Below are 24,379 nucleotides of genomic sequence, written 5' to 3'. Positions count from 1 at the left end.
TCCCTATACCAATAGGAGCGAGCTATGAGCAATGCCGAGCTAAACGAACTAAAGCAGAAATACGTCGCAGCGGGCGCTGCAAGCCCCGCCACCGCCTTTGCGGATCGCGCCGAAAACGCTGAGATCTGGGACGCCGACGGTAACCGCTTCATCGACTTCGCAGGCGGTATCGGTGTATTAAACGTTGGCCACCGACACCCCAAGGTAGTCGCAGCAGTCAAAGCCCAGCTCGATAAGCTGATGCACACCTGCCAAACAGTGATGCCCTATGAAGGCTACGTAAAAGTCGCTGAGAAGCTGAGCCACATCGTCCCGGTGCGTGGTCATGCTAAAGTGATGCTGGCTAACTCAGGCGCAGAAGCGCTGGAAAACGCAGTGAAGATCGCCCGCGCTGCGACAGGCCGTTCTAACGTGATTTGTTTTGACGGCGGCTACCACGGCCGTACCTTCTACACCATGGCCATGAACGGCAAAGTGGCCCCGTATCAAACCGATTTCGGCCCGATGCCAGGCACGGTATTCCGCGCCCCTTATCCGGTGCCCTACCACGGCGTTAGCGAAGACGAAGCCATTCGCGGCCTGAAAATGACGCTGAAAACCGACGCCAACCCGAAAGACACCGCAGCGATCATTCTTGAACCGGTACTGGGTGAAGGCGGTTTCTACCCGGCCCCCACCAGCTTCCTGAAGAAGATCCGCGAAATTTGCGATGAGCACGGCATGCTGATGATCATCGACGAAGTGCAGTCTGGCTTTGGCCGCACCGGCAAAATGTTCGCCATTGAGCACAGCGGCGTTGAGCCCGACATGATGACCATGGCGAAGAGTATGGCAGACGGTATGCCCATCTCAGCGATTGTGGGTACCGACAAGGTAATGGATGCCTCTGGCCCCAACTCCCTGGGCGGCACCTATACCGGCAGCCCCACCGCCTGTGCTGCAGCCCTGGCCGTGATGGAAGTGTTCGAAGAAGAGAACATTCTTGAGAAAAGTCAGGCCCTGGGTGACAAGCTAGCCAAGCGCTTCAACCAGTGGCAGAGCAAGTTTGACTGCATCGATCACGTGCGCAACATGGGCGCCATGGCAGCATTTGAGCTGGTCTCAAATAAAACCGACCGTACGCCCAACGCTGAGCTGGCAGCTGCGCTGTGTAAGAAAGCCCGCGAAGAGGGTCTGATCCTGCTCTCCTGCGGCATGTACGGCAACACGATTCGTTTCCTGATGCCGGTCACAATTGAAGATGATGTGCTGAACGAGGGCCTCGATATTATCGAGTCCTGCTTGGAATCGCTGATTTAAAGGTCATTAGCACCAAGATAAACGCCGCCCAAATCAGGCGGCGTTTTTTTAACGTGGACGTCGGTCGCCTTCTAGGAAATTCACCGTAAAGACGGCCTTTCCGTGAGTCTCAAACGACCACTTCATCACGTAGCTTAATGCCGCCATCACCTCGTCAAACTCCCCAAACACCTGGGTACTCATCCGGTTAGGGTGCACTTCAAGCCCAGTTGCTTCCAAACGCTTTACCACGTCTTTAACCACTGGCTTAAAGTCATCGGCCAGCGGGTAATAGCTTAGCTGTACGGAAAGATACATCCTGCCTCCTTTTATTTATTTATGCGCGCTTGCTGGCTCCCTGCTCAAACCGCTGCCACGCCGCCACAATGGCTGCGCGCGTTTCATCTGGGTGCTCCATGGGGAACATGTGCGTTCCAGGCACTTCGCTGATGGCCAGCCCCTGACGTTTAAGCCGTTTAACCCGTGAAGGCGTCAGCAGATGTGACTCCTGCCCCGCCACCAGTTGAATGGGCACTCCTACTCGGCGCGGCAGCCCGGAGAGGTGATCCGGCAAATTGCGGAAAATCTCCACCTCAACACGCGGGTCGAAGGTTAGCTCAGCGCTGCCATCGTCTAACAGGCGCGTACCTGCCTCAATGTAGTCGTTTAGCGCCTCTGGGGTAAAGCGACAAAACAGCCCACGGCGGCGCAGCGAGTTCGCCATGGCTTCTCTGCTTGGCCACACGCTGCGCCGCCCTTGGGTTTTACCAGCAGGGGTGATGCGATCAATAAAACCAAACCGTTTGGCCGCCTTCATCGCCCAGGCATCCGGCCCCAGCATTAAGGGAGGGTCGAGCATAATCACCCCGCAAAAGCGCTCGGGCTGCTTATCAGCCGCCATAGCCATCAAGGTACCACCTAGCGAGTGGCCAACGCCCAGCAACGGCGCGTCACTTTTTGGCAGGTAGCTGATCAGTTCATCAACCAAGTTGCTCCAGTTATGGTTTACCGGGTAGTCAGGATGATGGCCCAGTCGATCCAGCGGATGGAGGTCAAACGACTCTGCCAATGGTTCCAGCAGTGTGCGGTAACTTAAGCCAGGAAAGCCATTCGCATGGGCAAACACTAAACGGGGGCGTTGGGCAGACATGGAGGGCTCGCAGGGTAATAAGGCAGGGAAGCAGCGTGGGGCAGCATCCACGCTATTTAGTAATTAGACAGACTATCATACGTCTGTTTTAACGTGCTCTGCCCCCAGCGTCAATGCCGCAAAAGATTGACGCTATGCTGTCTCGTCAAATAGTTGGCAGCCCCAACTCACTAAGAAATGTATTGTGCGTTTTGGTAGACGCTTCAATTCGCTGATCAATCTCTTTCAGCGTTTTGTGCACCTCACCCAAATCGATTTCTTCCTCGGGTTCAGCGGTGCTGATATAGCGCGAAATATTGAGGTTGTAATCATTCTTCTCGATCTCTTTCATTCCCACACGACGAGCATACCGCTCAACGTTTTCCGGGCGGTTCTGGTAGGTATCGATGATTTTGTCAATGTCTTCAGGGCGCAGGGTATTTTGTCGCTTACCTTTTTCAAAATGCTCCTTGCCACTAGCGTTGATAAACAGCACATCATCGGGTTTCTTGCACTTTTTCAGCACCAGAATGCACACGGGTATGCCCGTCGAGAAAAACAAATTGGAAGGCAAGCCAATGACCGTATCAATATGGCCATCCTTGAGCAGCTTGGTGCGGATACGTGACTCTGCGCCACCACGGAACAGCACACCATGGGGCAAAATAATCGCCATGGTGCCTTCATCACCCAGGAAGTGAAAACCGTGCAGTAAAAAGGCGAAATCTGCCGCTGACTTGGGCGCTAGGCCATGGCTTTTGAAGCGGAAGTCTTCGCCCAGCCTCTCGTTGGGTTCCCAGCGATAGCTAAACGGCGGATTGGCCACCACGGCATCACATTGCAGCTTCTTGGCGGGGTTCATCTCGTTGAGAATATCCCAGTCATTCTCCAAGGTATCACCGTGGTGAATACTGAACTCGGTATCCTTCAAGCCATGCAGCAGCATGTTCATGCGGGCCAGGTTGTAGGTGGTGATATTCTTTTCCTGACCGTAGATCATACCAATGCCGTGAGCGCCCATTTGCTTGCGCACATTGAGCAGCAACGAACCCGAGCCACAGGCGAAGTCCATCACACGGTTGAGCTTTTTCTTTTTGCCGGAAGACGGATCCTGACTATCTAGCGTTACAATGCGCGAAAGAATGGTCGACACCGATTGCGGGGTGTAGAACTCCCCCGCTTTCTTACCGGAACCCGCCGCAAACTGACCGATCAAGTATTCATAGGCATCACCGAGAATATCGCTATCGGTAGAGAACTGCGCGATGCCTTCTGCAATTTTGCTGATAATGGTGCAGAGCTTTTTATTACGCTCTGGGGCACTTCTACCCAGCTTTTCCGAGTGCAGATTAATTTCCGAGAACAGCCCCTGAAACGTGCTGGCAAACGACTCGTTCTCAATATGCTTGAAGCCACGCACTAGGGTTTGTAAAAGCTCAGCGTCTTGAATGCGCGCCTGCTCGGCAATACTGCTCCATAGGTAATCCGGGTGGATCACATAGTGCATCTTGCGACGCATCTGCTTTTCAAACGCAGGCACGTCCTCGGCGTTATCCCGATACCAGACGGATAAAGGCGCACGACGGTCATTGTCTTCCAGTTTAGGGTAGTCAGGCCCTAGCTCTTTTTTAGCGGCTGCCTCGTAGTTATCAGATAAATAACGTAAAAACAGAAACGACAGCATATAGTCGCGGAAGTCATCGGCATTCATCGCACCGCGCAAATCGTCGGCAATGCCCCAGAGGGTTTTACCCAACTGGCTAAGTTGCTCTTTGGTCATGGTTCTATCTACACCTTAATGCTGCGTTCTGTGTTTGAGCTTGTCTTCCAGTGCTTTTAGTTCAGCCTCATCAGCCTCATCAGCCGCAATGGCTTCTTGGGTTTTGCGGCGCTGATCGAAGTCGGCGTAGCGGTCACTGGTCAACCGCTCCATCTGTATATGGCTGATGGAGCCCGCATGGGTCAGCAAAGGAAAGCCATTGCTGGTGATAATGTCGCCGACCCTGGCCTGCCAGAAAGCCATGGGGGTTTCCTGGCGACTCTTGGCGCGCAGCTCAGCGGTTTCTAGAAAGATCACCACCAGCCGGTTGAGGGTGTCGATTTCATCTTCACTCAAATAGTTCTTGGCAATCAGTATATCCTGCTTACGCACTCGGTCGCCTTTCCAGCTGAGCAGCCCGAAATGCGCATCCTCCGGGTTGGCGCGAGCCATGATCAATTCAGCGGCCGTTTGTTGAGTTACCGCATACAACAGTAGGTTCTGCGCACTGGCAAAAAACTGCTGTGTGGCCCGATCAGTCTTGTCGTAATCGCTACTCAGGGCGAACAAATCACGCACTTTCTGGTAGAAGCGCTTCTCGGAGGCCCGGATATCGCGGATACGCGCCAGCATCTCATCGAAGTAATCCGGACGGCCATCGGGATTCTTCAGGCGCTCATCATCCATGACGAAGCCCTTGGTCAGATACTCGCTAAGCACGGTGGTGGCCCAGCGGCGAAACTGTACGCCTCTGGGCGACCGCACCCGGTAGCCCACCGCCAGAATGGCGTCGAGGTTGTAGTGCGCAACACGGTACTTCTTACCGTCGGTGGCAGTTGTCAACCAATAGTTGACAACTGAATCCTGCTCCAACTCTTCCTCAGCGAAGATAGCTTTGAGATGTTTGGCGACATTCTGCTTGGTGGTAAGGAACAGCTCCGCCATTTCCAGTTGGGTCAACCATACAGTGTCATTGTTCGCCCGCAGCTGAATTTGGCTCCGTCCGTCTTCGGTGGTGTAGATAATTAGCTCACTCATACGCCCCCTCATCCTTGGCTGGAAACAGCTCCGGGTTAAAGCGATAGTTGGCCATAAAGTCGCGCAGGATTTTGCGAAAGTACTCTTTATTTTCCGGCAACATTTCCTGGGGTTCATAAAGTGAATAGTTACCGTGGCTCAGCACATTCACCAGCCGAGCATGAAGAATGCCATCAGGGTCGTCATTGCCCTGCTTAATACAGGCAGAAAAGTTCTTGAAGCCATGGAAAGTGGCGGTTCTTTCCAGAATGCTGCGCAGAATATTGAAGTGGTAGGTATACACTTGCCCCGACTCAGCCACCTCATGTAACTCTTTTAGCAAGGCTACATGGTGGAAGAACGGTGTGGCTCCCGTGTAGCGCAGAGAATAGCCACCAGAAGCGCTTTCTTTGCTAAGAAAGTAAGGGTGGGCTTTTTTTGTCTCGCTCAGCTCATTCCACATCACATTGAAAAACAGTGTGTGGTGAGATGAAATTACCGCTTTTATCTTACTATCACGGCTTTTCAGCAGCTGAGCCAGATGGCTAGCCACGGCAATCGCATTATGATCGTCCAGTGATGAAATAGGGTCATCGATATAGAGGTATTTTACCCAGTCATAAGCTTCTTGTTCGTCCACTGCCAGTTGAGCAACGGCTAGAAAAAAACACCAAACAAAGATATTTTCCTCACCGCGTGAAACCTTGATGTTCTCGATAGTGTCCGTACCGTCACCCGTTAGCACCTCACGAACAAAGTTAATCACGCCTTTTTCGTAATCAATATAAAAATCAAAATCTGCATAACGCCGCAACAGTGGGCGGATGCGGTTCTCCATTTCCAGTTCTTGCAGGCCACTGAAGAACTGTGAGTCGGTGTTCATTCGCAGCACGCGCTGCGCATCCCCATCGAGATCGTTATCCCAGCTAAACAAGTCTTCGGTAAAAGCGTTGAAATAGAGAGTATCGCGCTCGTCCTGGTTACCTAGTTCCTTGAAGGCCATCGAGAGACGCGTCTTGCCAGTACCGTTATAGGCGAACAGCAGCACATACTTTTTTTGCTCTAGCTTCTCGCGCAGATGAGCTGCAGTTTCATAAAGGCTAGCGAACTCAGTCACTGCATTACTCATGAAACAACGGCCTCCACACTAGGAAAGAGCTGCTGCATCAACCCTTTTTTATGAGTTTTTAAGGCGTCGAGCTTTTCAATGTGGGCGGAAACCAATGCATCGAGGGAAGAGAGGCAATTGGCAATCATGTGTTGCTCTTCAAGGCACGGAAGCCTAATCGAGAATTCTTTTAGAATCGTAGTCGTCAAATTATTGTAGATCCCGCCATGAGTAGCAGAGCTATTAAATACTCTTTGAAGATTAATCAAACAATAATAGAGGTAATTGACATCTATCCTGTGAATATCAATATCAATTAAAGCAATAAAACCATCGTGTATGCATGCATCAACAGCAAGAAAGCTTGGGATTCCTACATCGCCCGAGCATATAATCGTCAACGTACCTTTCTCGCATAAGCGGCTCAACTTGGCACCTTCTTTCGTCAAAAAATCAATGCACGGTGTTACCCACTTTCCGTCTCGCGAAACGTCCTGCCCCATCAATCGAGGAATATCACCGCCATAGAATTTTGGATCATTTCTAGGTCTTGGACTTGCTCCTCGAATAATTTTACTCAAATCTTGTAACTGGTTAGTCTTCCATTCTCCTCGCCCCTGAAACTCAGGAAAGCGCAGACGGGGAACCGTTTCGCCTTCGCGGGGGAAGAGTTGCTGCATCAGCCCTTTTTTATGCGTTTTGAGAGCATCGACTTTTTCCGCTTGCGCGGCGATCCGCGCATCAAGAGACGAAAGGCAATCGGCAATTTTTTGTTGTTCTTCTCTGTCAGATGGATAACAGATTTTTATGCGTGAAAGCCTTCCAGAAGAGATACCCAGCACCTTAGCGCCCTGGGCTTCCTTCTTGATTTGTTCACGTATTGCACCGGACTTAAACAAATATCCACCGAAGCGGATAACCAAATGGTTAGTTAGCTGTCTTGCAAGTATGGTATGAAGACCAGAAACTATCTTTTCATTGCAGGTATTTACAATCTCAATGCTCTTTCCCACATCCTCCATATCTTCGGACGCATCGGCAAAAACCAAGTCACCTTCAATACAATAGCTTTCGGCTCGAATTCGTTCTACTGATTCAGTGCCATTTATAAACGGTACAACTTCGTTAGCTACATCAAATAGCGTGGCAAACTTTGTGTGAATATCACCATAATGAATATTCTTTACATCGCCTTTGGTGTAATTCAGCTTATCTCTTGAAAGCGTGTTTGTTGGGTAAAACCCATACAGATCACTCATACCGGCTTTCGCCCACTCCCCTGCATTCCGAAACTCAGGAAAACGCAGGCGGGGTATCAGTGCTTGTTTCTCGCCCATTACTCCTCCAGCCCATCAGGATTTTTAATTGCTTTTTTCTCTGCGGATGTCAGCCGACGCTCGACTTTCCTCACATCCTCCGCAGGTGGCAGGCTTTCTGGGCGGATACCTCGATCAATCAAGGTTTGGCGCACGGCTTGGTTATTGGTGACATGCTCTTGCGAAATCTGTGGCTCGCGGCTCATCGACTGTCCACGTGCGTTGTGAATAGTGATCTCAGTGGCAAAGTCTTTGGCTTTGAGAATAATTGTGGGAGCAAAGTCCGCCAGCGGGCGATTATCGGGCACCTGCCACTGGGCTTTCATCGACTTGGTGTTTTTGCCGAACAAGGCGGTATCACCTTTGCTACGGATCAAGGCAAAATTCTGGCTGCCACCGGTTTGCTCAAAGATGACATCCGACAGCTCTTTTTCAGTTGCAGAGAGTTTCTTGCGCGCTGACACCCGCTCCGCTTCCAACAAGCGCTGCTCAATCAACTCTGCCTTGCGAGTTTGCATGGCAAAGTAGGTTTGGGCGAAGGCAATTTCCTGTTTTCTTGGATCGCCATTTTGAGCAATGAGATAGCAGGCATACCGCGTGAGAATGATATCGCTGATCTCACGCTGGCTGCCGGAGCCCAGCTCGACCATTTTCCCGACGTCGGCAAAATGGTCAGAGATGGCATAAGTAGAAAGCTCACAAGCAGTTTTAGCTTTGGATATCACCGTTTGAAAGTTATCCCATTTTCCATAGCCCAGCAGGTGTTGGAGATCCCTGGCCAACCAAAACTCCACTCCGTTTTCCGTCTGCTGGGCGTGTCCTTCGAAACTCTCCGTCAGCGTTTGAATCAGTTCATTTTTCATTGTGTGCTCCTTGCTTGCTATTCATACGCCGCCAACCCGGAAATTTCGCGCCCTTGGGCCTGCTTCTTCAAAAAGGGCACTAACTCTTCCATCAGCGCCAGTTCGGCTTTGCTGCGTGCTTTCCAGCCCAGTTCCAGCGGTTCAAACAAGTCACTTAGGCGTTCACCATCAAAAATCATGCGGTCGAAAATTGCGTCAACAAAGGCTTTCAGTGCATCTGCCTGCAAGCCGTGCCTTACCGCTAGCTCACTTATCTCGCCGTCCGCTTTTTGTGCTTTGAAGGCCTGGTAACCATCGCGTATCGCGTGTTCGCTTAAGCCCTCACCTGCCTGCAAGCTGTTGATGTAGGCAACAATATCATCGCGCTCTTCCATCAGGTTGCTGCTGGCAGAGAGCATGTTGACCAGCTGCGTGCGGCTCATACTCTGTTTGCCGGATTCTTCCTGACTAAAACGGGCTATAAGCCCCATGATGTAGTCGTAGTCAATCAGCGCCGAGGAGAAGAGCACAAATTCAAAATCTAGCTGATCAATGTCTGTCTGTACCTCGCTGGCCTCTTCGCCACTTTTACCTTGCTGAGCCTTAAGGCGTTGTGCGGTTTCCAGATACGATCCTCGTAATGCTTTCAGCTGCTCCTCAGGCAAGAGGGCGTTGATTTTCTCTACTTGCGCTTCATCAAGGTCGGTGTATTGATCAAGCTGTGTTTTCAAGCGCTGGACTTCTTTAAAGCGATTAACGAACTCGGTACGTGCCGCGTCGCCCTTGAGGTTGTAAACGCCTTCAGGCTCCATCACCTTGCTGGCCTCGTCACCGCTTCCTAGCTCGTCGACCACGCCTTTTTCTGCCATAAACGCTTCTATCGCCGCCACGGCTTCTTCGTACTTTTCAATCACCTTGGGGGCAGGATCAACCAGCCAGATTTCGCGGGAGCGGCTGGTGTCCTCGCCAGAAAAGAGCGCGATAGCTGTATCCACCGATGCTTGCTGGCCGCGGAAATCAAGAATATTGCCATAAGGCTTGGTGTCATTAAGCACGCGATTAGTGCGAGAAAACGCCTGAATCAAGCCATGGTGCTTGAGGTTTTTGTCCACATATAAGGTGTTGAGGTACTTGGAATCGAAGCCTGTGAGCAGCATATCCACCACTATGGTGATATCGATCTTGTTTTTGTGGGGATAATCACTGTTGGCGTATTGCTGATCTTTGATGCGCTGCTGCACATCCTGATAATACAGGTCAAATTCGTTAATGCTGTGGTTGCTGCCATATTGCGTGTTGTAGTCAGCAATGATGGTTTTGAGCGCCGCTTTCTTTTGTTCAGGCTCTTGCTGGTTATCGGCTTTTTCCTGGGGCAGATCTTCCTGCAGTTGCTTAACGTCTTTGTTACCTTCAGCAGGCGGAGAGAACACGCATGCGATGTTCAGTGGTTGGTACGCTGGATCTAATCCCTGGCGCTCCGCCTGTAGTTGCTTAAACAGCTCGTAATACGCAATGGCATGGTTAATGGAGGCCGTCGCCAGTATCGCGTTAAAGCGCCGCTGGTTAGTGGCGGCGTTGTGCTTACTTAGAATGGCCTCAACCACCGCCTGCTGGGTAATGTTCTCGCTGGGTTTAGCGGGTTGCTTTTTGTCAGCACGGCTTCCTTCAGGTACCTGCTGGTCTGCGTTTTCCTTCTTACCCTCGTGCTTGAAGTAGTCAATATGAAAACGCAGCACATTTTGATCTTCAATCGCATGAGTAATGGTGTAGGCGTGCAGGCGCTTTTCAAAAATGTCTTCAGTGGTTCGGTAAGACCCGACGGTGCCATCAATCTGCTTATAAGTTGCGTTGTCTTCAAATATGGGAGTACCTGTAAAGCCAAACAGTTGCGCCCTGGGAAAGAACGCCTTGATAGCTTTATGGTTATCGCCAAACTGGGAACGGTGGCATTCATCGAAAATGAACACAATGCGCTTGTTGCGCAATGGCTCTAGGCGCTCTTTGTAGGTGAGTCTGCCGTTCTCTTTATGCTGCTGGTTGCGCTTGCTGTTTTCATCCAGTGCTAACCCCAGCTTTTGAATGGTCGTGACGATCACTTTGTCGGCGTAATCTTCAGAAAGCAGGCGGCGCACCAAGGTTTCGGTGTTGGTGTTTTCTTCTACACAGCCTTGCTGGAATTTGTTGAATTCCTCGCGAGTTTGGCGGTCGAGGTCTTTACGGTCGACGACGAACAGGCATTTTTCAATATCGGGATTGTCCTTGAGCAGCGTAGACGCTTTAAAAGATGTCAGCGTTTTACCACTGCCGGTGGTGTGCCAGATGTAGCCGTTCCCACGATTCTGATGGATACAATCGACAATAGCCTTCACCGCATAGATTTGATAAGGCCGCATAATCATCAGCTTTTGCTCACTGGCGACCAATACCATGTAGCGGCTAATCATCTGGCCAAGCGTGCATTTGGCCAGAAAGCTATCAGCAAAATCGTTCAGGTGTTTGATTTTGCGATTATCCTCACCGGCCAATTGATAAATCGGCAAAAAACGCTCATCGGCGTTAAAAGCAAAATGCTGACTGTGGTTATTGGCAAAGTAGTAGGTGTTATGGCGATTACTAACAATAAATAGCTGCATAAAGCACAGCAGCGTATTGGCATAACCGTTACCGAGGTCGTTTTTGTACTGGACAATCTGCTCCATCGCCCGGCGCGGCGTGATACCAATGGATTTCAGTTCGATTTGCACCAATGGCAAACCGTTAATCAGCAGAATCACATCATAGCGGTGGTGGCTGTTATCCGTATTGATGCGCAGCTGGTTGATAACTTCAAAGTCGTTTTTACACCAATCCTTGAGGTTAACCAGCATGTAATCCAACGGCGTGCCATCTTCACGCTGGAAATGGCCGTATTCACGCAGTGTCTTGGCAGCCTGGAAAACGTCAGCATTGATAATTTCATCGCGCAGTCGGGCAAATTCAGCATCGGTTAACCGAACATAGTTAAGCGCCTCGAATTTTTGGCGGAAATTTTGCTCTAGAGAGACTTTATCGCGAATGTCAGGACGATAAGTGTACTTTAGCTCGTCGAGCTTTTTGATCAGGTGCTGCTCGATTTCGCTTTCTTTTGAAGACATCCTATTTACTCTTTTGTCGCAGCAGCGCAGTGCGCAGGTGGTTTCTTTGCGTGACTCGTTTGATCGTTATCTTGCCTCAAAAAGGCAAACTATGCAGGCTCACTTTGATGAGTAATTCAGCTACGCCTAGTCATTACCTGCACTAAAACAGCGACAGTTGCTGAACGGTGGTTTCTTCTGCCAAGCGGTACCCCACGCCCAATAGCCGAACCGGCCTTTCACCCCGCGACCACCCCACCTTTAACAGCGTTTCAAATTGCTCCAGGTTAGGTGCCGGGTCGGCGTGCTCCACGGTGGTTTGGGTAAAGTCGTTAAACTTCACTTTTACCATTAGCCCACGCACAGCGGGCGCGGGCTCTAGCCTGGCATATCGCTGCTCTAAGTCGTTGAGCAAGTCAGGCAGCTGCTGGCGGCAAGCTTCTAGCGTAGGCAAGTCTTGGGAGTAGGTTTGCTCGGTGCTGATCGATTTACGCTCACGGTGGGTTTTCACCGGCCGCTCGTCGCGCCCATAGCTAAGTTCGAACAGCCGATGCCCGAAGCGGCCAAACTGTTCGACCAGCTCAGTCAGCGGGCGAGCGCGCAAATCTCCGCCGGTATGAATACCCAGCCCTGCCAGTTTTTCAGCGGTGCGTGGCCCAACCCCGTGAATCTTTTTTACCGGCAGCTGCTGCACAAAGCTATCAATCTGGTCTGGGGTGATGACAAACAGGCCATCGGGTTTGCGCCAGTCGCTGGCGATCTTGGCCAGAAACTTATTCGGCGCTACACCCGCCGAAACGGTAATACCCACGTCGCGGCTCACCCGCTGGCGAATCGCTTCGGCCATTAGCGTAGCACTGCCGTGGTGCAGCGTGACCTCGGAAACGTCTAAAAAGGCTTCATCCAACGAGAGCGGCTCAATCAGTTCGGTCACATCGCGATATATCGCAAATACTTGGCGTGCCACCGCTTTGTATTTGGCCATATCGCCACGGATTACCGTTAAATGCGGGCAGCGCTTAAGCGCCTGAGCCATGGGCATGGCGGAGTGGATGCCAAACTTACGGGCAGGATAATTGCAGGTGGCGACCACCCCGCGCTGCTCAACGCTGCCGCCTATCGCAATAGGCACATCGCTAAGCGCCGGGTTATCGCGCATTTCTACCGCTGCGTAGAAGCAGTCACAGTCGCAATGGATAATTTTGCGCACAGGCTAGCCTTGCCTCCGCCTGTAAAAAATCACAGTTTATCACAAGGCATGCTGTAGCGATGATGAGCGGCAAACCCCGCTGATTTAAATCACGTGCCGCAGAACGTGCGCAGTACCTGCTCGTTTTCTGTTGCCGGCGCGGCTAAGCGGCGCGCGCCTTCGGATTCATCATAAGGGTGAGTGACCACCGCCAGTAGGGTGTGAAACGGCGCAAAATCGCCTTCATACGCCGCATCAATAACTTCCTGTATACGGTGGTTGCGGGGAATGATCACCGGGTTGGCGCCCCGCATAATGGCTAAGCGCTCGCTGTTTTGGCTGGCCGCCTGCTCTGCTTGCCAGGTAGCTAACCATACTGCTAGCTCACTGGGCTGGGTGGTTAGCGCCAGCAGCGCCTCTTTGTGCTGCTCACTTGAGGTTTCTGCGTAATGCGTTAGTGCGTCAAACGTGGCGGTCATATCCATACGCCCTTGATGCATGCGGCTTTCCAGCCCTTTCATTAGCGGCTCGGCTTGGTCACTGTCCGCCGTAAGACCGAGCTTATTTGCATGCAGGCGGCGCTGTTCGGCATCAAATAGCGGCTCAAAGCGACGTATAATATCGGTGGCCTGCGCCACCACCGCATCGCCCTCTTCACGCATCAGCGGCAGCAGGGTTTCGGCAAAGCGGGCAAGATTCCATTGGGCGATAGCGGGCTGGTTGTCAAACGCATAACGGCGCCCCTGATCAATCGAGCTAAACACCTTTTGCGGGTCAAACTGCTCCATAAACGCGCAGGGGCCATAATCAATTGTTTCCCCGGCAATGCTGCAGTTGTCGGTGTTCATCACGCCATGAATAAAGCCAAAGCTCATCCATCGTGCCACCAGTGTGGCTTGCCGAGCGACAACCGCTTCTAACAGGGCGAGGTAGGGGTCTTCGGCACTGGCTGCTTCGGGATAGTGGCGCGCAATAACGTGATCTGCCAGCGCTTTAAGTGCCTGCTCGTCCCGTCGCACGGCGGCAAACTGGAAGGTGCCTACGCGAATATGACTGCTGGCCACACGGGTAAATACTGCGCCGGGTTCGGGTAATTGGCGAACCACTCGCTCACCGGTCGCCACTGCCGCCAAGGCGCGGGTGGTTGGTACACCGACCGCGGCCATAAACTCACTGACGAGATACTCCCGCAGCACCGGGCCCAGCGGCGAACGGCCATCACCGCCACGGGAAAACGGCGTGCGGCCGCTGCCTTTTAGCTGCACATCACGACGTACCCCCTTCTGGTCAACCACTTCCCCCAACAGCAGGGCGCGGCCATCGCCCAACTGCGGTACAAAGTTGCCAAACTGGTGTCCTGCGTAGCCCAGCGCCCGAGGCTCAGCGCCTGGCGGTAGCTGGTTGCCGCTAAACCATTGGGTAAGGGTGGCATCATCAGGTTTGTCCTTCATACCTAGCGTTTCCGCCAAGGGTTCATTAAACGCAATCAACGTGGGGTGGCTCACTGGCATAGGCTGACAAGCAGCCCACAGTGGCTCGGGAAGCGTTGCAAACTGGTGTTCAAATGGCAGCACAGGGGCCTCCGCTTTTAAAATAGTCGCCTAGAGAATACCCTAGCAGCTTACTCAAGTAATTGGCGATAACATGCCGCAGACGAAACCACCAACCAATGGTATGGCCCCGGTTGAGGGCGACGATTTAACACCGCTTATACGGGATTTTTATTGCAGGGATACGCTTAAGGTTGCCCACGACTTACTGGGCTGCCATTTAGTACGCCAATATGAAGGCGAACTCATGGTAGCGAAGATTGTGGAAACTGAAGCGTACCGTGGGTCGGAAGATTCCGCCTGCCACGCACACCGGCGGAAAACACCAAGAACCGAGGCCATGTTCGGGCCACCGGGGCACGCCTATGTATATCTGGTGTATGGCATGCACTGGCTGCTGAACGTGGTCACCCAGCCAGAAGGCAACCCCTGCGCAGTGCTTATCCGCGCGGTAGAGCCGGTTACCGGCGAAGCCGCTATGCGTGCGCTGCGTGATGTGCGGGGGCGTAACCTGAGCAATGGCCCCGGCAAGCTCTCCCGAGCGCTACGTATTGATAAAGCGCTGTATGGCCATGATATGACTCAACCTAACGCGCTATGGATAACGGCAGGCGAGCCGCCCCACGCCGTTGCCTCTGGCCCCCGCGTGGGTATCGACTATGCCCAGCCCGCCGACCGCGATGCCCCTTGGCGGCTATGGATAGACAACAATCCTTGGGTATCAAAAGCACGTTAACCTCGCGTCAGGCAGGCCACCGCATGTTCTAAAACAGGCGTTAACGGCGCCCGCCACTGATGGGTTAACAGCGCATCCGCCCGGGTGACGCCCAATGAGAGCGAGGCCACCGGCATGCCCATGGCGTGGGCTTCGCGGCAGAAGCGGTAGCCGGAATAAACCATCAACGAGGTGCCCACTGCGAGCACCGCGTTCGCATCTTCAAGCCCCGCCTGAGCAGCTAGCCGCCGAGCAGGGGGCACCACATCGCCATAATAGACCACCTGGGGCTTTAATATCCCTTGGCAGCGCGGGCAGTTAAGTACCTTAAAGCTAGAGAAATCAGTCTCTAAGTCCGCATCGCCATCGGGGGCATGGCGGGCGTCCAGCGCCGCAAAATAGGGATTCATCCTAGCCATTTCGCTGTGCATGGCGTGGCGCATCATTTGATACTCACACGCCATACACGCCACTACGTCTGCCCTACCGTGCAGGTCGATTACTTTTTTAGAGCCCGCTCGCTGGTGTAGACGATCCACATTTTGCGTTACCAGTAGCTCCACATGGCCCATCGCCTCAAGCGCTGCCAACGCCCGGTGGGCGCCGCTCACCTGGGCTTCACGCATGGCTTTAAAGCCCACCAGCGCCCGCGCCCAGTAGCGCTGGCGCACGGCGAGTGATGCCATAAAATCGCCGTGCTGCACCGGCGGCGGCCGCTTCCACTGCCCATCAGCATCCCGATAATCAGGAATGCCGCTGTCAGTACTTACCCCTGCCCCGGTAATCACCCACAATTTAGAATGGCGTTCGATAAAATCCGCCAACGCTTCCCCCGCTTTCGCGGTGCTAATTGTCATTTCCACGGCCTGCGTCAATGGATCACCCTAGGCAATATTGCTACAAGTAAACGATACTGTATGACAATCAAAGCACATGCAATGTGCCCTCGTTTTCAACGTAAGGAGTGTCTCATGCAGTGGGATCACGAGATTATTATTGTTGGCGGCGGCATGGTAGGCGCCGCCTTGGCGGCTCGGCTTGGCCATGCGGGCGTGTCGGTTGGCTTAGTAGAACGTGGCAGCGCCCCAACCCCGCTCAGTGGCGACTATGACCTGCGTATCTCTTCGCTTAATGCCCGCTCACTGGCGTTTGTGAAAGCGAGCGGTACCGAACTTCCTGAGGAACGCTGCTGCCCGTTTCGCCATATTGATGTGTCCAACCAGGACGGCACCGGCCACTCGCTATTTTCCGCCGAAGAGAGCGGCATGGACGACTTCGGTCTCTTTATCGAAAACCGCACGCTGCAGTACGCGCTGTGGCAACGCTTAGCGAACCTTCCCAGCGTTACCTGTTACACCGAGTGCGCACCGCTAAGCACCATGGCAGCCACTACTGGCCGCATGCTGGAGCTGGATAACGGTAAAACCCTAAGCGCCCGCTTGATTGTGGGTGCAGATGGCGCCCGCTCAACGCTTAGAGAGCTTTCGGGCATTAGCATCAGTAGCTACGACTACCATCAGCGGGCGATGATTATTAACGTTGAGACTGAGCTGCCCCAGCAGGATATCAGCTGGCAGGTGTTCACCCCCACTGGCCCCATCGCGATGCTACCCTTACCCGGCCAGCGCGCATCGCTCGTTTGGTACGACAGCGATGAAGCCACCAAAGCCCGCGAGCAGCTATCTGATGAGGCGCTTCAGCACGCCATTGAAACCACCTTCCCCAAACGTCTCGGTAAGCTCACCCGTATCGTTGCACATGCCAGCTTTCCGATTAAACGCCAACACGCCAAGCGCTATATCGGCAAGCGCTTAGCACTGATTGGCGACGCGGCCCATGTGGTGCACCCGCTGGCTGGCCAAGGGTTAAATATTGGCCTGCATGACGCCGACACACTGGCCGAAATTATCATGCAAGGCCGCGACCCCGGCGACTACCTCAACCTACTCCGCTTTGAATGTCAGCGCCGAGCGGCTAACCAAGCGATGATCGCCGCCACCGACAGCTTCCACCATTTATTTACGGGTTCCAGACCGCTGCGCCAGCTGGGCGACCTTAGCCTTCACCTTGCCGAACGCGTACCGCTCGCCAAACGCATGATGATGCAGCAGGCCAATGGGCTAAATCCGTTCAAAATGAGCTGAAATCATCGGGGTGGGTTTTTGCCCCGATACCGTTTCACTAGAGCCTGAAGCTGTTCTGTAAGCGATCTCTTAAAATTATGTAAGCTATCTCTTACGCACGTAAGAGATCCCTGTGACTTGCCTATCTGGGCTTGTCTCGGGCCTCGTTGCCGCTATCCTAATCCGTTCTTATTTAGCAGATAACGATCCAAGGAGCGGCGCGATGGCGGATAAAACGGGCCTGCAGTTTACCCTGACCCTACCCGGGGTGGATGATACCGCCGTGGTGCGTTTTACCCATCGTGAAGCCCTCTCTGAGCCGTTTACCCTCTCCGTGGACTTTGCCAGCCGTACCCACGACCTGTCGCCCACCGACTGTTTGGATCAGGAGGCGACGCTTAGCATTTGGCAGGACGGCGAACCGCTGCGCCGTGTGCATGGGGTGATCGCAGAGCTGCATCGCGGCGATCGCGGTCATCGGCGCAGCTTTTATCGGGTCGAGATTCGCCCTGCGCTGTGGCGGTTATCCCTGCGCCATAATTCGCGCATCTTTCAGGACGCCTCGCCTTACGATGCGATTACTACGCTAGCCAGCGAGCGCAGCCTCACCGATATCGGCTTTGCCACCACCCGCACGCCCCTGGATCGCGAGTTTTTGGTGCAGTACCGCGAGACCGACCTGGCCTTTATCGAGCGCGTGGCCGCCGAAGAGGGGTGTTTCTATTTCCATGCGTTTGAGAACGTCGAAGGGGGTAAACACTCGTTAGTGTTTGCTGACGCCACCGTGGTACTGCCCAGCATAGGCGAGCGCGTCTACCACGGTCGCGCCGGGGGCACCCCGCCCCGACGCCACGTACGCAAGTTGCGCCAGGCCAGCCGGGTACGTCCCGCCTCGGCGATGCTCAAAGATTACACCTTTAAGAATCCGCCCTACGCGCAGCTCCACGAACACCACGCCCCAAATCTAGGCGAACACGCCCAGCGGGAAGATTACGAACACTTCGATTATCCCGGCCGCTATAAGAAGGATGCGTCCGGTAAGCCGTTTACCCGCCACCGCTTAGAATCCCTACGGGCCGATGCCCTCACCGCTGAAGCCGAGAGTGACCTGCCGGAACTTGCCCCCGGTATCTGTTTTACCCTCACCGACCACGATATCGATAGCCTTAACCAGGCGTGGCAGGTGGTCTCGGTGGTGCACCACGGCGAACAGCCCCAGGCGTTGGAAGAGGACGGTATGGCGAGGGGCGGTAATGGCAGTAGCTCTGCCCAGTCAGGCGAGCTAATGACCCGTTACCACAACGACGTGGTGATCATGCCCAAGGATCAAACCTTCCGCCCGGTGCCTAATCCCAAGCCGCGCGTGGATGGCCCCCAGGTGGCCTTTGTGGTGGGGCCGGAAGGTGAAGAGATCTACTGCGACGAACACGGCCGGGTCAAAGTCCAGTTCCCCTGGGACCGCTACGCCGAACCCAATGAAACCGCCAGTTGCTGGGTGCGGGTGGCCCAAGGCTGGGCAGGCGGCGGCTACGGCAGCATGGCGATTCCCCGTATCGGCCACGAGGTCATTGTCTCGTTCCTAGAGGGCGACCCCGATCAACCGCTGGTCACCGGCCGCACCTACCACGCGGTCAACACGCCCCCGTACCCGCTGCCGGAACACAAAACCCGCACGGTGATCCGCACCCAAAGCCACAAGGCCGACGGCTTTAACGAACTGCGCTTTGAAGACGAAGCGGGCGAAGAGCAGATTTGGCTCCACGCCCAAAAAGACCTGGAGCTATTAACCCTTAACGACCGTACCGAGGAGATCCGCCGGGATAGCCACCTTAAGCTGCATCGCAACCGACTCAGTGAGATCCATAACGACGATCACCTCACCGTACACGGTAAACGGCACACCCTGATCAAAGGCGATGACCACCTTCAGGTGGATGAGAGCCGCCATGAAGTCTACGGGGAGTCCCAGCTGGTGGAGACCGGCCGCGAGCTGCACCACAAGGCGGGCAACCAGATTGTCTTGGAAGCCGGTAGTGAGATCACCCTGAAGGCGGGCGGCAGCTTTATCAAGCTCGACCCGGGCGGGGTGACTATTGTCGGCCCCCAGGTCAAGATCAACTCCGGCGGTAGCCCTGGGCGCGGCCAGGGCCACGCCATTGTGCTGCCCCGCTTACCCTTTGAGGCCGAGCCCGAGGAGAGCGAGGACGTCACCCTTGAACCACACCAGACCCCGCTGTTAACCAGCGACATTACAGCCGCCACGCCGCTAGCGCTGGACGATATCGATATTACCGATGGCCTGGCCGATGATTGCAGTGCCTGTGAGCCCGCGGTGGGTAGCCCGGTCAACCCACTGCTGGGCGCCAAACTGCTGCCCGCGGAGACCGATTTTGCGCTCCCGGCGCCACGGCCGTTTGTGTTTAGCCGTGGCTACCTCTCCAGTAACGGTGAGGTAGGTGCACTGGGACAGGGCTGGTCGCTCCCCGGCGAGTCCCTAGCCATTACCCTCAACGACGACGCCTGCATTGTTCATGATGCCCAGGGCCGTGAGATTACCTTTGGTGCACTGGCTCCCGGTCAGTCGCGTTTCTCGCCCACCGAGCAGCTGTGGATACGGCGTGGGGGCGCCTCAACCACTGAAGAGAGTCACGCGCCCCGCTGGCAAGCGTTAGACGAAACGCTGCGCAGTGATCCTGAGCGTATCGTGCTAAGCGATGCCAGTGGGCTTTACTATATTTTTGCCAGCTCCGGCGCTAGTGCTGTAGGCACTAGCGCTACAGAATCGAGTTCTGTAAGAGAGGGTTCTGCTGGCGATTCCAACCGCTGGCCCTTAATCGAAGAGCGCGACCGCAACGGCTATGCCACCCAGTACCGTTGGGAGGGGGATCTATTGGTGGGGGTGATCGACAGCGCCCAGCGCCACTACCAGTTAGTCTACGATGCCCTGCTTCCTGCTATGCAGGGCGATACCGGCCAACGCTTAACCGGCGTTAAGCTGGTACAGGAACACGACGGTAAGCTAGCGGACGAGTGGCTGGTGCGCTACTCCTATAGCCCGGTGGGTGATTTGATTGCGGTGCGCCACCGCCATGGTGAGGTAGTGCGGGAGTTTGAGTGGCAAGACCATATGCTCACCGCCCACCGGGTACCCGGTGGCATGGAAGCCCACTACAGCTGGGATCGCCACGCCCCGGATGGCCGCGTGGTGGGCCAGCAGGAAGCCGGAGGTTTAGCGCGGACGTACAGCTACCAGGTGGATCACACCCTGGTCACCGATAGCCTGGGCCGGGAGGAGCGCTACCACTTTGTGGGCAGCGGCCCCGGACGCCGCTGGACGGCCCACACCCGCGCCGACGGCTCGCGGATCGAGTTCCGCTACGACCGTGCGGGTCGTAAAATCGCTACCGTGGATCCCCTGGGTCACGAGACGCTAATCGAGCGCGACGACCACGGTCAGGTGATCGCGCAAACCGGCCCGGACGGCACCCGCTGGGCCATGGAGCGGGATGCGCTCGGGCAGCCGATCAGTATCGAAGGCCCCGAGGAGCAGCGCTGGCAGATTCAGCGTAATGAGCTCGGCCACCCACTAGAAGTTACCGGGCCGGAAGGCACCACCGCCTTCGCCTATGACAATGCCGACCTGCCCAACCGCCCTACCACCGTCACCGATGCAGGCGGGGCCACCCATCAGCGCGAGTGGAACGCCCTGGGCCAGGTCACGGCCCAGATCGACTGCTCCCAGCAGCGTACCGAGTACGCCTACGACCGAAACGGCTATCTGGCCAGCGTGACCAATGCCCTGAACGAGACCACCCGCACCCAGCACGACAAGATGGGTCGCCGCATCGCCACCCAGCTCCCCGATGGACTCTACTGGCACCACCATGTGGATGCCCTTGGGCGTTTGGTAGAGCTGGAAGGCCCCCAAGGGTTTAGGCAACAGTTCTTCTTTGATGATCACGGCCGCCCGGTGCAGCGCATCGAGGCCGATGGTAGCCAGCAGTTTACCGCTTACGATGACATTGGCCGCTTGAGCGAGCTGACCCTGGGCAACGGCGCGGTGTATCGCTTTGCTTATGACGACATGGATCGCTTAGCCAGCGAGACCGGCCCCGATGGCCGGGAGCAGCAGTACCGCTACGATGACGCCGGACGACTGATCGAGCGCATTGAGACCAACCGAACAGGCCCCGACGGCCAGCCGCTGGTCACCCGTTACGACTATGACGAAGCCGGTCGCCTCACCGCCCGACACCTGCCTGCCACCGAACAAGCCCCGGCCAGCACGGAGCAGTACCAGTGGGGTGCCAATGGGCAACTCATTAGCGTCACCAACGATCATGGCGAGGTGACCTTTAGCTACGACCACGCCCAGCGGTTGATCGGCGAACAGCAGCGGCACATCGCAAACGCTGAAGGTAGTAGTTGGACATGGCAACATCAGCACACGCTCACCGCCACCGGCGCGCCCCAGGCCAGCCAGTTCGGGGATCTCCCCGCGCTCAACTGGCACACCTACGGCAGCGGCCACCTGCATGGCCTAAGTGCCCCCGGCCTGGACCTGGAAATCGCCCTGAAACCCGATGCCCTGCACCGGGAGACCCAGCGCCGACTCAGCACCGATGCCAATGCGCACAATCAGCCGCTGGTGCTGGAGCGCGGATACACCAATCTCGGCCAGCTGGATCACCTCACCCTGCGCAGCCAGGACACCACCAGCCAGCAAACCTATCAATATGACGCCCTGGGCCGGATGAGTTTCCGTAGCCTGGAAGGTGATCCCGCAGAAAAAGTGATTGCTTACAGTTACGACGCCGCTGGGCGTTTGATCGGCAGCCAGCACGGCGACAATGCCCACCGCTACAGCGTGGATGCGGCAGGTAATCGGTTAGCGGCACCATCAGCAGAGAGTCCAACGCCGAACACCACCAACCAGCTGGCTCAACTCAACGGCACCCGCTACCGCTACGACGGCGCAGGTAACCTGATCGAACGCCAGCAGCCCAACGGCGAACGCTTAACCCTGGGCTACGACGGCGCCAACCGCTTGGTACATCTCACTCATGCCAGCGAACTGGGCTACACCCGCGAAGCCACCTACCGCTACGATGGGCTAGGAAGGCGCATCAGCAAAACCGTGCGCCACACCAACGGCACCACCGCCACCACCCACTACGGTTGGGACGGTGATCGCATCGTGCGGGAAGAAACCGACAACCAGCGCACTACTGTAGTGTATGAGCCGGGCAGTTTTGTGCCCATGCTGAGAATCGATGATACCCAGCAAGGCCAAATCCTCAGCGCCTACATCACCGATGCATTGGGCACGCCCATGCAACTGGTCACCCCCAACGGCCAACCCCGCTGGCTCGCCGAACCCGACGACTGGGCAGCCGTCAAAAACCAACGCGCCGTACGCAACGTTACCCAACCGATCCGGTTCCAGGGTCAGTGGCACGATGAAGAATCGGGGTTTTACTACAATCGCCACCGTTACTACGACCCGCAGCAAGGTAGGTACATCAGCCAGGATCCAATTGGGTTGTTGGGTGGTATGAATTTTTATAACTATACAAAAAGCCCTACAACTAACATAGATCCGATGGGCCTATCTCCTCGTGTATTGATGACGGCAGTCGCTGGAGCCCAAAAAGCAGCGGGCTACGCCAATGATGCTTGGTGCGTAGCTAGTTATACAGCGATAAGCAATAGTACTTCCCAGTTGCCTACTATTGTAGAGCATCAAATAGAAAAAGCTGATGAGGCAAAAGCAAGCAGTATTGCAGGATGTGAATCTGATAGGGAAAATCGACGCGCTTTATTGCTGCCTGATGATGTAATCGAAGGTGAATTTAATGCTTGCGTGGATCGTTCGGAAAGAAGTTACCATAGAAGAGTTCTTGATATTGCCCAAGAGAATAGAACTAGACATTCAAATATCGACGATCAGTTAAGTGAAATTTACAAGAGTTGCCTTGAACCATCTTTTGGTGACCTGGGCATCCCTAATAGTAGAAACAAGGGTATTTAAATGATTTATAAGTCTACCGCTTCGCCAGTAAGCTTAGTAGCAATAGGGCTACTGGCTTCTTTACCACCAATATTTTTTCCTGCTCTAGCGGATTCTACGATGTTCCAGGCTAACTTGGAAAGAACAGGAGTTTACGATGATACGGGGCCGGAGAATTTACCAAAGCTAGCATGGAAGTTTGATGCTGGCTCGCCTGTATTCAGCACACCGCTAGTATATGACGGGATTGTATATTTTACTGACTTTGAGGGCGGAGTTTATGCTGTCAACCAAAATAGCGGCTCACTAATTTGGGAAAAAAACCTAGTGCAGCAGCCTAGCTTTCAGATTACGCTGAATGAAGATTTTCTTCTTGTGGGACGCCGATTTTCTCGGAACGATGATAAAAGTTATTTAATAGCCTTTGACCGATTATCAGGAGAGGAAATCTGGCGGTTTGAGCCTGATGACAAATCAGGTATGGATGCAGCTACAATCTATAACGACATGGTATTTCTAACATCTATGTCTAACAATCTATTTTCTTTGGACTTAGCAACAGGTGAAGAAATCTGGAGACACCCTATTCAAGGGGGTAGCGGACAGCCATTAGTATCGAATGACATACTTTTTTTTCAAGATACCTCACAGAGCATTGATGCGCTGTCAGTTGCGACTGGAAAAAAAATATGGACTTACCCCTCCTCAAGTAATAAGCAAAACTCTTTTAGCACCCCAGCTATAGATGATTGCTGCATTTACTCCATAATTAGCGAAAATGAAGGAGGGATGATAAGTCGAATAAACAAAGATAACGGAGAGCTAATAGCTGAGTTTCCTATAGAATATTCAAGTATGTCATCTATCAGTTTAGCTAATGACATTGCTTTCTTCGGCGACGATGGCGAAGGCTACGCAGGCGCACATGGCTATATGAATGCTATGAATGTCGAAAATGGCGAGCTTATCTGGCGATTTGAAACAGAGGGATTCATAAGAGGTGCTGCTTCTATTGCTGGAGATACTGTCTATTTTGGCAGTGGGGATCACTATATGTATGCCGTTGACCGCCATACGGGCGAAATGAAATGGCGTTATGAAACTGATGCAGGGATTGCTTCCACACCTGCCATCGTCGATGGACGTTTGTATTTTGGCAGTATTGATGGCCATGTGTATGTGTTGGAGTAGCCACGCAGAAATATGTACATAGCACATAAACATTTAAAT

General features: G+C 54.2%; 16 protein-coding genes and 1 pseudogene. 6 read left to right on the top strand and 11 right to left on the bottom strand.

The annotated features are described in order from the left end of the window. Positions 1–24: 24 nt before the first annotated feature. Positions 25–1,299 (top strand): 4-aminobutyrate--2-oxoglutarate transaminase, encoded by a 1,275-nt coding sequence (gene gabT, locus P8S54_RS14865; protein WP_281442352.1) that lies wholly within the window; start codon positions 25–27, stop codon positions 1,297–1,299. Between the two features lie 48 nt (positions 1,300–1,347). On the opposite strand, the gene P8S54_RS14860 is transcribed toward gabT, so the two are convergent. The 10 genes from P8S54_RS14860 to P8S54_RS14815 all read right to left on the bottom strand — a co-directional run bounded on the left by P8S54_RS14860 (position 1,348) and on the right by P8S54_RS14815 (position 14,325). Next, positions 1,348–1,596 (bottom strand): YkoF family thiamine/hydroxymethylpyrimidine-binding protein, encoded by a 249-nt coding sequence (locus tag P8S54_RS14860; protein ID WP_281442351.1) that lies wholly within the window; start codon positions 1,594–1,596, stop codon positions 1,348–1,350. Positions 1,597–1,615: 19 nt separating this feature from the next. Next, positions 1,616–2,428, bottom strand: a complete 813-nt coding sequence (locus P8S54_RS14855) for an alpha/beta hydrolase (RefSeq protein WP_281442350.1) — start codon at positions 2,426–2,428, stop codon at positions 1,616–1,618. A 145-nt stretch (positions 2,429–2,573) separates the two neighbouring features. Next, on the bottom strand, positions 2,574–4,187 hold the full coding sequence (locus P8S54_RS14850; protein WP_281442349.1) for a type I restriction-modification system subunit M: 1,614 nt from the start codon (positions 4,185–4,187) through the stop codon (positions 2,574–2,576). 15 nt (positions 4,188–4,202) lie between these two features. Then, the gene (locus P8S54_RS14845) at positions 4,203–5,204 is read right to left on the bottom strand and encodes a virulence RhuM family protein (RefSeq protein ID WP_281442348.1); all 1,002 of its coding nucleotides are present in this window, start codon (positions 5,202–5,204) and stop codon (positions 4,203–4,205) included. Further along, positions 5,197–6,312 (bottom strand): AAA family ATPase, encoded by a 1,116-nt coding sequence (locus P8S54_RS14840; RefSeq protein WP_281442347.1) that lies wholly within the window; start codon positions 6,310–6,312, stop codon positions 5,197–5,199. The genes P8S54_RS14845 and P8S54_RS14840 overlap by 8 nt, the downstream gene beginning before the upstream one ends. Next, complete coding sequence (locus tag P8S54_RS14835; protein WP_281442346.1) at positions 6,309–7,628, bottom strand: restriction endonuclease subunit S; 1,320 nt, start codon at positions 7,626–7,628, stop codon at positions 6,309–6,311. The genes P8S54_RS14840 and P8S54_RS14835 overlap by 4 nt, the downstream gene beginning before the upstream one ends. After that, entirely contained in the window at positions 7,628–8,470 is an 843-nt protein-coding gene (gene dinD, locus P8S54_RS14830; RefSeq protein ID WP_281442345.1) for a DNA damage-inducible protein D, read from the bottom strand. The genes P8S54_RS14835 and dinD overlap by 1 nt, the downstream gene beginning before the upstream one ends. 17 nt (positions 8,471–8,487) lie before the next feature. Continuing rightward, positions 8,488–11,583, bottom strand: a complete 3,096-nt coding sequence (locus P8S54_RS14825; protein ID WP_281442344.1) for a type I restriction endonuclease subunit R — start codon at positions 11,581–11,583, stop codon at positions 8,488–8,490. A gap of 142 nt (positions 11,584–11,725) precedes the next feature. After that, positions 11,726–12,772, bottom strand: coding sequence for a DNA polymerase IV (dinB, locus tag P8S54_RS14820; RefSeq protein ID WP_281442343.1), 1,047 nt, complete (start codon positions 12,770–12,772; stop codon positions 11,726–11,728). Between the two features lie 89 nt (positions 12,773–12,861). Beyond that, the gene (locus tag P8S54_RS14815) at positions 12,862–14,325 is read right to left on the bottom strand and encodes a protein adenylyltransferase SelO (protein ID WP_281442342.1); all 1,464 of its coding nucleotides are present in this window, start codon (positions 14,323–14,325) and stop codon (positions 12,862–12,864) included. A gap of 70 nt (positions 14,326–14,395) precedes the next feature. Here P8S54_RS14815 and P8S54_RS14810 point away from each other — a divergent pair, with 70 nt between their 5' ends. Continuing rightward, a complete protein-coding gene (locus tag P8S54_RS14810) occupies positions 14,396–15,037 on the top strand; it encodes a DNA-3-methyladenine glycosylase (protein ID WP_281442341.1) in 642 nt (213 codons plus the stop codon). Here the strand turns inward: P8S54_RS14810 and P8S54_RS14805 are convergent. Beyond that, complete coding sequence (locus P8S54_RS14805; protein WP_281442340.1) at positions 15,034–15,873, bottom strand: NAD-dependent protein deacetylase; 840 nt, start codon at positions 15,871–15,873, stop codon at positions 15,034–15,036. The genes P8S54_RS14810 and P8S54_RS14805 overlap by 4 nt on opposite strands. A gap of 114 nt (positions 15,874–15,987) precedes the next feature. Between P8S54_RS14805 and P8S54_RS14800 the strand changes: the two genes are divergently transcribed. The 4 genes and pseudogenes from P8S54_RS14800 to P8S54_RS14785 all read left to right on the top strand — a co-directional run bounded on the left by P8S54_RS14800 (position 15,988) and on the right by P8S54_RS14785 (position 24,340). Continuing rightward, the gene (locus tag P8S54_RS14800; protein ID WP_281442339.1) at positions 15,988–17,160 is read left to right on the top strand and encodes a UbiH/UbiF/VisC/COQ6 family ubiquinone biosynthesis hydroxylase; all 1,173 of its coding nucleotides are present in this window, start codon (positions 15,988–15,990) and stop codon (positions 17,158–17,160) included. Positions 17,161–17,362: 202 nt separating this feature from the next. After that, a pseudogene (gene tssI / locus P8S54_RS14795) lies at positions 17,363–19,276 on the top strand (type VI secretion system tip protein TssI/VgrG); the annotation flags it as partial. 21 nt (positions 19,277–19,297) lie between these two features. Next, the gene (locus P8S54_RS14790; RefSeq protein WP_281444115.1) at positions 19,298–23,170 is read left to right on the top strand and encodes an RHS repeat-associated core domain-containing protein; all 3,873 of its coding nucleotides are present in this window, start codon (positions 19,298–19,300) and stop codon (positions 23,168–23,170) included. Next, positions 23,171–24,340: a PQQ-binding-like beta-propeller repeat protein gene (locus P8S54_RS14785; RefSeq protein ID WP_281442338.1), complete on the top strand. Its 1,170-nt coding sequence runs from the start codon at positions 23,171–23,173 to the stop codon at positions 24,338–24,340. Positions 24,341–24,379 lie beyond the last annotated feature (39 nt).

It is taken from the genome of Halomonas sp. M1 (assembly GCF_029581375.1).
Lineage (GTDB): Bacteria > Pseudomonadota > Gammaproteobacteria > Pseudomonadales > Halomonadaceae > Vreelandella.
This window is presented reverse-complemented; position numbering and strand designations above follow the sequence as displayed.

Bases quoted from the DNA above. Each gene is read 5' to 3' on its own strand.
- gabT (WP_281442352.1), top strand. From the start codon at position 25: ATGAGCAATGCCGAGCTAAACGAACTAAAGCAGAAATACGTCGCAGCG.
- P8S54_RS14860 (WP_281442351.1), bottom strand. From the start codon at position 1,596: ATGTATCTTTCCGTACAGCTAAGCTATTACCCGCTGGCCGATGACTTT.
- P8S54_RS14855 (WP_281442350.1), bottom strand. From the start codon at position 2,428: ATGTCTGCCCAACGCCCCCGTTTAGTGTTTGCCCATGCGAATGGCTTT.
- P8S54_RS14850 (WP_281442349.1), bottom strand. From the start codon at position 4,187: ATGACCAAAGAGCAACTTAGCCAGTTGGGTAAAACCCTCTGGGGCATT.
- P8S54_RS14845 (WP_281442348.1), bottom strand. From the start codon at position 5,204: ATGAGTGAGCTAATTATCTACACCACCGAAGACGGACGGAGCCAAATT.
- P8S54_RS14840 (WP_281442347.1), bottom strand. From the start codon at position 6,312: ATGAGTAATGCAGTGACTGAGTTCGCTAGCCTTTATGAAACTGCAGCT.
- P8S54_RS14835 (WP_281442346.1), bottom strand. From the start codon at position 7,628: ATGGGCGAGAAACAAGCACTGATACCCCGCCTGCGTTTTCCTGAGTTT.
- dinD (WP_281442345.1), bottom strand. From the start codon at position 8,470: ATGAAAAATGAACTGATTCAAACGCTGACGGAGAGTTTCGAAGGACAC.
- P8S54_RS14825 (WP_281442344.1), bottom strand. From the start codon at position 11,583: ATGTCTTCAAAAGAAAGCGAAATCGAGCAGCACCTGATCAAAAAGCTC.
- P8S54_RS14810 (WP_281442341.1), top strand. From the start codon at position 14,396: ATGCCGCAGACGAAACCACCAACCAATGGTATGGCCCCGGTTGAGGGC.
- P8S54_RS14805 (WP_281442340.1), bottom strand. From the start codon at position 15,873: ATGACAATTAGCACCGCGAAAGCGGGGGAAGCGTTGGCGGATTTTATC.
- P8S54_RS14800 (WP_281442339.1), top strand. From the start codon at position 15,988: ATGCAGTGGGATCACGAGATTATTATTGTTGGCGGCGGCATGGTAGGC.
- P8S54_RS14785 (WP_281442338.1), top strand. From the start codon at position 23,171: ATGATTTATAAGTCTACCGCTTCGCCAGTAAGCTTAGTAGCAATAGGG.